A 7,297-nucleotide genomic window follows, 5' to 3' on the forward strand; every position below is an offset into this window, starting at 1 on the left:
TTTGGTGATTATGATGTTGATGGGGCAACTTCATCAGCAATATTCAAAAGATTTTTTAAATCTATCAATCAAGATATAACGGCCTATATCCCTGATCGAATGTCAGAAGGTTACGGCCCCAATACCAAAGCCTTATTAGAATTAAAAGCTGCGGGTCATAAATTGGTCATTACCGTTGATTGTGGCATCGTATCATTCGATCCGTTGTCTGCGGCTCATGGTGCGGGACTTGATGTCATTGTCGTTGATCATCATCAGGCGGAAGCAAGACTGCCGGACGCGGTCGCTGTGGTTAACCCCAATCGATTGGATGAAGAGCAGGGGTATGGTCAGCTTGCCGCTATCGGTGTCAGTTTCATCACCATCGTCGGCATAAATCGTGAGCTTAGAAATCGTGGATGGTATAAAGAACAAAGCATTAAAGAGCCTAATATCATTGAATGGCTGGACTTGGTAGCGCTTGGCACAATTTGTGACGTCGTGCCACTTGTCGGTATTAATCGCGCTCTAGTTTCGCAGGGACTTAAAATTATGGCTACCCGCGGCAATGTGGGTTTAAAAGCGCTTAGTGATGTGGCGGGTATTTCAGAAACGCCTGGAACTTATCATGCAGGATTTCTTCTTGGTCCACGGGTTAATGCCGGTGGACGTGTCGGAAGATCGGAAGCAGGAACAATTTTATTAAGTACCGATGATGAAGAAGAAGCCGTAAAAATTTCCTCAGAACTTAATACTTATAATGCGGAACGCCAAGCCATTGAAGCAATGGTGCTTGAAGATGCAATGGACCAAGTCAGTCAAAAAATTGGCCCAGGCGGTATTGTGCCACCGATCATCATCGCATCTGGTCATGGTTGGCATCCTGGCGTGATCGGCATTGTCGCAGGACGGCTTAAGGAACATTTTGGAAGACCAACAATCATCATAGCGATTGATGAAAATGGCGACGCCAAAGGGTCAGGGCGGTCAATTACCGGTGTTGACCTTGGTTCGGCGATTACGGCCGCTAGACAAGCGGAAATTTTAACGGCGGGTGGCGGTCATGCAATGGCGGCGGGACTGAGCATGCGCGGTGAACAAATTGACGCTTTGAATGAATTCCTAACGGATAGATTAAGAATAAATGTTGATGACGCCGTGAAGTCATTATCCTTAAAACTTGATGGCGTATTATCTTTATCGGCGGTAAAACCCGACTTGGTTCATATGCTTGATCAAATTGGACCTTTCGGGCAGGGTAATGCAGGGCCGCGTTTTGCATTTTCTGATGCATTTGTAAGCTATGTAGATGTGGTCGGTAAAGATCATGTGAAATGCTCTTTCAAAGGCGGCGATGGCTGCACCGTCAAAGCCATGGCGTTTCGCTCCGCTGATAAGCCTCTAGGGCGGCTTTTACTGGATTCTCGTGGGAAAAGTATAAAAATCGCGGGAACCATTAGAAATAACACATGGAATGGCCGCACAAGCGCGGAAATATTTATTGATGATGCATCTGAATAGTCTGGATAACTCAGGAATTTAGGGCATTTTTAAAAAAAGTCATCTATATTACAAAAAAGCTATTGACCGAATGGACGTGAAGGGTTAGAAACCACCCACACAGATATAGATGGCCCCTTCGTCTAGCGGTTAGGACGCGGCCCTTTCACGGCTGAAACACGGGTTCGATTCCCGTAGGGGTCACCACTTCTTCTAAAGAAGTTCGGTACTAAAAAAAGCGCCAACGGCAATCGCCCGAGGCGCTTTTTTTATGGGAGAAATCCATATATAAGAAATCTTCATGAAACTGTAACACCACTTTTGTTGACAAGAATATATAAACTGGTTTTTATGAAATATCTTAATTTTTAAAGGTGATGAACCATGAAATTTTATACTTTTATCCTAATTCTCGTTTTAGCTTTGGTTGCAACCGGATGTGAAACGGGAACAAATAGCGGTAGAGCAGATGGTGTAACAGGTGTTGTGACTAATTATGCGTGGGATGGTTTTACAGATAGCGATGGAAACACCGTTTATAGTTGCCGTAATATAAATACGCGTGAATATGTTGATAACAAACTTTGTAGTGGCCCAAGAAACGACGACACTTGGCCAAATTAATTCATTTAATTAAGTGAAAGCCCCGCGGATTGGTAAAAGGTTTGCGCTAAAATTTTTAGAATTTCATGAGATGGTGTAATTACTTTATTTTCAAGCACCTGATTTGATAATTCAAATACTTGATTGTTTTCTGACATTGTCGGATCAAGTTTAAGCGCGCCCATTGACCAATCGGCGAATGCACGCCCAGTGATTTCTTGATCGAGTACTTTTGTGATCGTGTTATGCCTGTCATCATGCTGTATGATTTCGTATAGACTGTCTATGGCTTCGCTAGGACCTTCGATGATCTGAAAAAAACATCTATTAGCATATAACAGCATGCCAGTGATGTTATTTTCTTTATTTCGCTTCACAGCAATATTTACAATCTCTTTTAATTGTTCATTATTAAAAGAGTTGTTTTGGCTAGAATAGTAAGCAATTAATTTCAATATAAACGCCGTTTTTTTATATAACTAATGACCTTTGAAAAAGTAGACTAGATCATTTTAGTAAGCGTTTCAATGAAGCGATCAATTTCTGTCTCGTCATTATAATAATGAATTGATGCTCTAACCATATTGGGGAGCTTATTTTTTCTCGCGTCAAGCAACGTGCTGCTCGGCTCGGAAAGACTAGTGTTTATGCCGTTTTCTCTAAGTTTATTGACGATATCTACGGCGTCATGGCCATCAACATGAAAAGTGGTTATGGCACATTGATGATCACTAATTGCATGGATATTTACGCCACTAATTGAATTTAATTTATCTCTCAAATAGCCAGCGAGCTCATCATTGCGTTCTTTGATATTTTCAAGCCCAACTTCAAGCGCGTAATCAACGGCCGCGCCAAACCCAAGAATAGCAGCACAATTATTTTCCCAATTTTCAAATCGTTTAGCATCATTTCGAAGTTCATAAACGGTCGGACTTAACCATTTCGCACTTCTAAGATCGACTATTGGCGGGTGTAATTCTTCAATGATAGATTTCTTGACGTAAAGAAACCCAACGCCGCGGGGGCCTCGTAAATATTTGCGGCTTGTTGCCGATAGCATATCACAACCGATTGCTTCCACATCGATGGGCATTTGTCCAACTGATTGACAGGCATCAACGAGGAATAAAATATCATGCTTTTTCGCAATCTTCCCCAAATCGCTCACCATATTCACTAGGCCACTATTGGTTGGAACATGTGTGGCGGAAATGAGCTTTACATTTTCATCAATCATATATTCAAGAAGCTTCAAATCAAGATTGCCATTTTCATCGCTCGGGATTACCTCAACCGATACGCCCTTTTCCTTTTCCATATGAAGGTAGGCAATGAAATTGGATACATATTCAGCTTCAACCGTAAGAATTCGGTCGCCCGGTTTAAAATCGATGGCGTAAAACCCCATGGCCCAGCCAACGGTGGCATTTTCAACGATTGCAATCTCCTCTGGAGTAGCATTTATCATTTTGGCAACGGATTTATATACATTTTCTAATTTGTCTTGAGACATAGCAAGGGCTTCATATCCGCCGATATCCGCTTCTAAATCAAGATAATCTTTTTGAGTATCAAGAACCGTTTGCGTCACTAGGGATGCGCCAGCATTGTTAAAATGGATGACTTTTTGTTTGCCGGGTGTATCGCCGTAAATTTTTTCTTTATCAAATGACATGTCTTTATCTTTCTAAAACGAGAAGATAATAGAACATAAAAAATCTACTTCCTCAATCAGATAAATTGAGTTAGCATGATAAAAAAACAAAAGGACATAACCTTGTATAAGTCTTTACTAGTTTTATTATTTTATGTGTTGAGTATAACTTTTTGTTTTGCTCAAAACTTCCAATTTGTTGAAGCGACAATTGATGATATTCACGATGCTTTGAAGTCAGGTAAAATGACCTGTCGTGAAATCGTTTCCGGTTATATTGATCGCATAAATTATTTTGACGAAGATACAAAATTAAATGCCATCACCGTTATAAATCGAGGGGCGCTCTCAAAAGCGGACGCGATAGATGAACGTCTTAAAAAGGGTGATGAATTAGGGTCACTATTCTGTGCGCCTATTTTGGTTAAGGATAATTATGATACTCATGATTTGCCGACCACGGGCGGATCAATTGCTTTAAAAGAAAACTATCCACCTGACGATGCGTTTATGGTTAAAAAGTTACGCGACGCCGATGCTATTGTAATTGCAAAAACTAATATGGCGGAATGGGCGTTTAGCCCTCGAAAAACCAAAAGTTCTTCTTATGGAACGACGGCAAATGCTTATGACTTATCCCGCGTGCCCGCAGGCTCTAGCGGTGGTACAGCATCAGGCACTGCTGCAAGTTTCGGTGTGGCGGGGATGGGATCTGATACGGGGAATAGTATTCGTGGCCCATCGTCACATTTGGCGTTGTTTGGTATTCGTTCAACGATGGGTTTAACCAGCCGTGACGGTGTTATTCCGCTTATTGGCGACCATGATATTGCTGGACCTATGGCCCGAACTGTACGTGACGCTGCCAAGCTATTCAATGTAGTGGCAGGGTATGATCCAAAGGATCCGATGACTGAATTGGGTAAGGGAAAACGTAAAAAAGATTATACCGACTATCTGGATAAAGATGCATTAAAAGGAAAACGAATAGGCATATTAAGATCACTTGTTTTTACCGAAGATGCGGATCCAGCGATTACGGCACTTTTTATTCAAGCGGTTGAGGATTTGAAATCGGCAGGCGCAATTATTGTTGACCCTTTTGAAATTGATAATTTTTCCACACACCGTGAAGCCAATAATAGCTGCAGTCGCTTTAGGTATGATATGTATGTTTATTTAAAATCATTAGGGGCGGATGCGCCAATTAAGGACGTCATGGAAGTTATGGAAAGTGGCCAATTTTCACCTGATGTTAAAGGCGGGCTTGAATATTTTGGTGATGGTCCCCTTGACGTTCATCCAAATGATCGCACACCACCATGTATGGAATTTCCAAATCACGCAGGACGCAATGTATTTAAACATGATGTTGTGACCTCAATGGATAATCACAATGTCGATGTTATCATTTATCCGAGCTGGACAAACCCACCAGCCACATTAGCGCGCGCTGACGAAGATTATAAAGGCGATAATAGTCAAATTATTGCCCCAGCAACCGGACTACCTGCAGTTAGTATTCCCATGGGCTTTACATATGGAAACCTTCCGGCAGGGCTTCAAATTCTTGGTAGAGATTATAGCGAAGATTTATTATTCGCCGTTGCCTATTCATATGAACAAAACACAATGCACAGGAAACCGCCAAGGCGTTTCCCGGAAATAGAAAAACCAACACAATTTGCGAAAGTTACTAAAAATGGTCACTGAATATAAAAGCGATATTGAAATCGCCCGTGAAGCAACGGCAAAACCAATTGCCGACATTGCCGCAAAAATTGATATCCCTGAAGATGCATTGATTAGATACGGAGATGATAAGGCAAAAGTAAGCCTCGATTATATTGAAAGTCTTTCGGGCATGCCGGACGGTAAACTCATTCTTGTTACAGCCATTACACCGACACCCGCAGGTGAAGGTAAAACCACAACGACAGTGGGGCTCGGTGACGGGTTAAATCGGATCGGTAAAAAAGCAATGATTTGTATTCGTGAACCTTCCTTAGGACCATGCTTCGGAATGAAGGGTGGTGCAGCAGGTGGTGGGTACGCGCAAGTTATCCCTATGGAAGATATTAATCTTCATTTTACGGGTGATTTTCACGCGATTACATCGGCAAATAACTTGCTTGCGGCGATGATTGATAATCATAATTATTGGGGAAACTCCACCCAACTTGATAATCGCCGAATTACGTGGCGCCGTGTGATGGACATGAATGATCGCAGTTTGCGTGATATTGCAACTTCACTTGGTGGTGTGGCAAATGGTTTCACGCGTGAAGGTGGCTTTGATATTACTCCTGCGTCCGAAGTAATGGCCATTTTCTGCTTGGCCAGTGGGCTTGATGATCTTCGTCGTCGCCTTGGCGGCATCACTATCGGTCAAACACGTGATAGAAAAACGATTTATGCCCGCGAAGTTAAAGCAGATGGACCAATGACCGTATTGTTAAAAGATGCGCTTCAACCTAATCTGGTTCAAACACTGGAACATAATCCAGCGTTCATACATGGCGGTCCGTTTGCCAATATTGCCCATGGTTGTAATACGGTTATGGCGACAAAAGCCGCTCTTAAGATGGCTGATTACGTGGTAACGGAAGCTGGATTTGGTGCAGATTTAGGCGCCGAAAAATTCTTTGATATTAAATGCCGCAAAGCAGGTTTGAACCCTGATGCTGTTGTGCTTGTTGCGACGGTTCGTGCCTTAAAAATGCATGGTGGCGTGGGTAAAGATGATTTAGGAACGGAAAATGTTTCAGCCGTTAAAAAAGGTTTGGCAAATCTTGAACGTCACGCTGAAAATATTAGAAAATACGGCGTTGAAGCCGTCGTAGGTATTAACCGTTTCCCCACAGATACTAATGCGGAAATAGCAGCAGTGGTAGATGCCTGCGCCGCCGTAGGTATTAAAGCGGTAGAAAGTTATCATTGGGGATTAGGTAGTGAAGGCAGTGCCAATCTTGCGCAAGCGGTTGTTGATACCATTAATGAGAGTAAATCTGACTTTAATGTTCTTTATCCGGATCATTTAAAATTAATGACTAAAATTGAGGTCATCGCAAAAGAAATTTACCGTGCCGATGAAGTCTTTGCCGATCAAAAAATTAGAAATCAATTAAAAGATTTTGAAAAGGATGGCTTCGGTCATTTGCCGGTATGTATGGCGAAAACGCAGTATAGCTTTTCCACCGATCCAGCGTTAAAAGGTGCGCCATCCGGGTATGGGGTTCCAATCCGAGAAGTGCGGATTTCATCAGGAGCAGAGTTTATTCTTGTTGTATGTGGCGCCATTATGACCATGCCAGGATTACCTAGAGTTCCCGCAGCCGAAGCCATTGAAATTGATGAGAATGGTCTGGTACAAGGGTTGTTCTAGGTTAGATTAAATCCCTATTCATCATTGAATTCATCTTTAAAATAGGTAAGATGAAAATGATATGTTATTACAGTAATGATTTATAGGGAAAACCATCATCCGATGAAAAGCATATTTAAAAATATAGGTGTCATTTTATTAAGCGTGGCGATGATTATGTCGTCGACATTGCC

The 7,297-nt window shown here is 42.0% G+C and carries 6 protein-coding genes and 1 tRNA gene; 5 read left to right on the forward strand and 2 right to left on the reverse strand.

The genetic code is table 11. The annotated features are described in order from the left end of the window. The 3 genes from recJ to ACTF6W_RS08120 form a co-directional block, all read left to right on the forward strand. On the forward strand, positions 1–1,500 hold a 1,500-nt coding region (recJ, locus tag ACTF6W_RS08110; RefSeq protein ID WP_438994039.1), incomplete at its 5' end, for a single-stranded-DNA-specific exonuclease RecJ. Between the two features lie 111 nt (positions 1,501–1,611). Further along, a tRNA-Glu gene (locus ACTF6W_RS08115) sits at positions 1,612–1,686 on the forward strand. A gap of 177 nt (positions 1,687–1,863) precedes the next feature. Continuing rightward, positions 1,864–2,103, forward strand: coding sequence for a hypothetical protein (locus tag ACTF6W_RS08120; protein ID WP_438994040.1), 240 nt, complete (start codon positions 1,864–1,866; stop codon positions 2,101–2,103). A 5-nt stretch (positions 2,104–2,108) separates the two neighbouring features. Here the strand turns inward: ACTF6W_RS08120 and ACTF6W_RS08125 are convergent, their stop codons facing one another. Next, complete coding sequence (locus ACTF6W_RS08125; protein ID WP_438994041.1) at positions 2,109–2,537, reverse strand: BLUF domain-containing protein; 429 nt, start codon at positions 2,535–2,537, stop codon at positions 2,109–2,111. 47 nt (positions 2,538–2,584) lie between these two features. Next, complete coding sequence (locus tag ACTF6W_RS08130) at positions 2,585–3,760, reverse strand: aminotransferase class V-fold PLP-dependent enzyme (protein WP_438994042.1); 1,176 nt, start codon at positions 3,758–3,760, stop codon at positions 2,585–2,587. A gap of 102 nt (positions 3,761–3,862) precedes the next feature. Between ACTF6W_RS08130 and ACTF6W_RS08135 the strand changes: the two genes are divergently transcribed. Both ACTF6W_RS08135 and ACTF6W_RS08140 read left to right on the forward strand, forming a co-directional pair. Continuing rightward, positions 3,863–5,452: an amidase gene (locus ACTF6W_RS08135; protein ID WP_438994043.1), complete on the forward strand. Its 1,590-nt coding sequence runs from the start codon at positions 3,863–3,865 to the stop codon at positions 5,450–5,452. Beyond that, positions 5,442–7,124: a formate--tetrahydrofolate ligase gene (locus tag ACTF6W_RS08140; RefSeq protein ID WP_438994044.1), complete on the forward strand. Its 1,683-nt coding sequence runs from the start codon at positions 5,442–5,444 to the stop codon at positions 7,122–7,124. The genes ACTF6W_RS08135 and ACTF6W_RS08140 overlap by 11 nt, the downstream gene beginning before the upstream one ends. Positions 7,125–7,297: the final 173 nt, after the last annotated feature.

The organism is Pseudemcibacter sp. (genome assembly GCF_965661635.1).
In the GTDB taxonomy this organism is placed as follows: Bacteria; Pseudomonadota; Alphaproteobacteria; order Sphingomonadales; family Emcibacteraceae; genus Pseudemcibacter.